At 47.0% G+C, this 1,702-nt stretch carries 3 protein-coding genes; all 3 read right to left on the bottom strand.

The window, feature by feature from the left end; all coding sequences use genetic code 11:
- Positions 1 to 372: 372 nt before the first annotated feature.
- A complete protein-coding gene (locus IP83_RS20380; protein WP_156309833.1) occupies positions 373 to 771 on the bottom strand; it encodes a hypothetical protein in 399 nt (132 codons plus the stop codon).
- Positions 761 to 1,246: a DUF4157 domain-containing protein gene (locus IP83_RS19710; protein WP_082364813.1), complete on the bottom strand. Its 486-nt coding sequence runs from the start codon at positions 1,244 to 1,246 to the stop codon at positions 761 to 763. Before IP83_RS19710 ends, IP83_RS20380 begins: the two co-directional genes overlap by 11 nt.
- 198 nt (positions 1,247 to 1,444) lie before the next feature.
- On the bottom strand, positions 1,445 to 1,702 hold a 258-nt coding region (locus tag IP83_RS20975; protein WP_231625111.1), incomplete at its 5' end, for a hypothetical protein.

Here is a 1,702-nt window from a genome sequence, read left to right as displayed (position 1 = left end):
ACATTCAACCATTTGCCCTGAACCCGCTTGCGCAGAATGTACGTCTTGATACCACTCGCACCCATGCGGAGCCTAAGACCGGAGACAATACCATCGGCCAGCTCAATCTGACCCGCAGCCGGCGCCTTCAGCCCTGCGATCTTAGCATCCGTCAAACCTACTTTGTTCGCCATATGTACCTGCTACCTTAGGTAGCTTTTTGTAGTGGATACCCGCGAACATTTCAAGAACAATGCGGACCCTGAATCGCAGAATTCCGCCATTTTTGGACACGTACGGATGTGCTAGGACCCTCTGATCATGGCTCTTAATCAGCGGGTCCTAGGTTCGAGCCCTAGTGCGTCCACCATTTCTCTCACCGTAATTCCGCCCTCAAAATACAAATTTTTTCTCGGTAAAATTTCCAGATATTTGCGCGACAACGCTATACATTTCTCCGCGCTTTAATTTAGAAGCTGCATGGGACGTGATAAAACCCACAGGCTCTGATCCAAAAAATATGCGAGATTCACACCCCGGCTTAGTATAGCCAACCACCTCCCACAGAGGATAATCACTCCTTTGAAGGCCTCTTTTTACATTTTTAATCTCAGATACAGTAATTGACTCGAAATATTTTTTATTGCGTCCATTTTTATTTTCGTTAACTTTGAATAAAATCCCTTCTCCTTGTATTTTTTCGATAACAATTTCTTCGCGAACACTGCAAGACGCATTGGCCGCTACAATCAAAAAGAATGGGCAGAAGCGTAGGGCTCTCCTAATTTCCATAGATACCTGACCCGCTTATCTTGAAATTCAGCAAAGATGAAGTGACAGATCGATCGCCGCTTGAAGGGAGCGCGCCGGGAAACTTCAGATATCTAATGTAATCGCCTACAATAGCACCCTGACCTTCAAATGTTTCTCGTTTAAATGGAATATTTGGGCGATGATCATATCTATATGGTTCACCACTGAGTCCACTTACCGCCTCCTCAGCCGCTATTGATAACAAGACCCTCGCAAAACCGTAATCTTGAAATTGTAGAACATGCGTAACTTCATGAGAAATTAAATATGTCCCAGGTGCATCGCCCGTAAGATCATTTGTATAAAAATTCTTGTTTATAAAGACAGTGTCCCCAAGTGTAATCGCACGCCTACCATCTGCAAAAGCTGCCATGGCGAGAGGATTCATCCCAGCCCCATTCACAATTGTCAGATTTTTGAGATTCACTGTTGCGCCAAATGCAGCTTGGAGCATGCTTTTTTCATTGCCGCTCAGTGAGCGTCCTTGGGATCCCGTGGTTGTTCTTACAAGAGCATTAACAGTCTCTGTTGGCAGTCCTCCGATAAAATCGAGAAATTCCTTTACAGCTTGATTGGCTGCGTCTGCATTCGCATTATGGGATTTCTCAAACTTGTCCCATAATATCCGCCCTGGCGATGGAATGGATAGATTTCAATCTTGATCCTTCATTTGGCTCGGCGGGGATATTGCATCTGCAGCTGCCGCTAGCCGGCGATCGAATTCTTTTTTGATTTTCGGATCAATCTTGAGCCTACCTCCCCCCGCGATCCTGTCCGCCACAAGATTCCCTATCGTATTGGCGAGTATAGGTGCCCCGACGGGGGTCTGGGCGCGATGGCCGATTTTTCCGAAGCGATACAGCGGCTTGTCGGCCCTCCACGTGGGCGCGAAGCGGCGCGCGCGGATTTT

Source organism: Novosphingobium sp. AAP93 (assembly GCF_001296055.1).
Taxonomy (GTDB): domain Bacteria; phylum Pseudomonadota; class Alphaproteobacteria; order Sphingomonadales; family Sphingomonadaceae; genus Novosphingobium.
The sequence above is the reverse complement of the archived record's forward strand: the minus strand, read 5'-3'. Positions and strand labels throughout refer to the sequence as shown.

What these genes read in the sequence shown, in the direction of transcription:
- IP83_RS20380 (WP_156309833.1), bottom strand. Translation starts at nt 771, where the DNA reads ATGGAAATTAGGAGAGCCCTACGCTTCTGCCCATTCTTTTTGATTGTA.
- IP83_RS19710 (WP_082364813.1), bottom strand. Translation starts at nt 1,246, where the DNA reads ATGCTCCAAGCTGCATTTGGCGCAACAGTGAATCTCAAAAATCTGACA.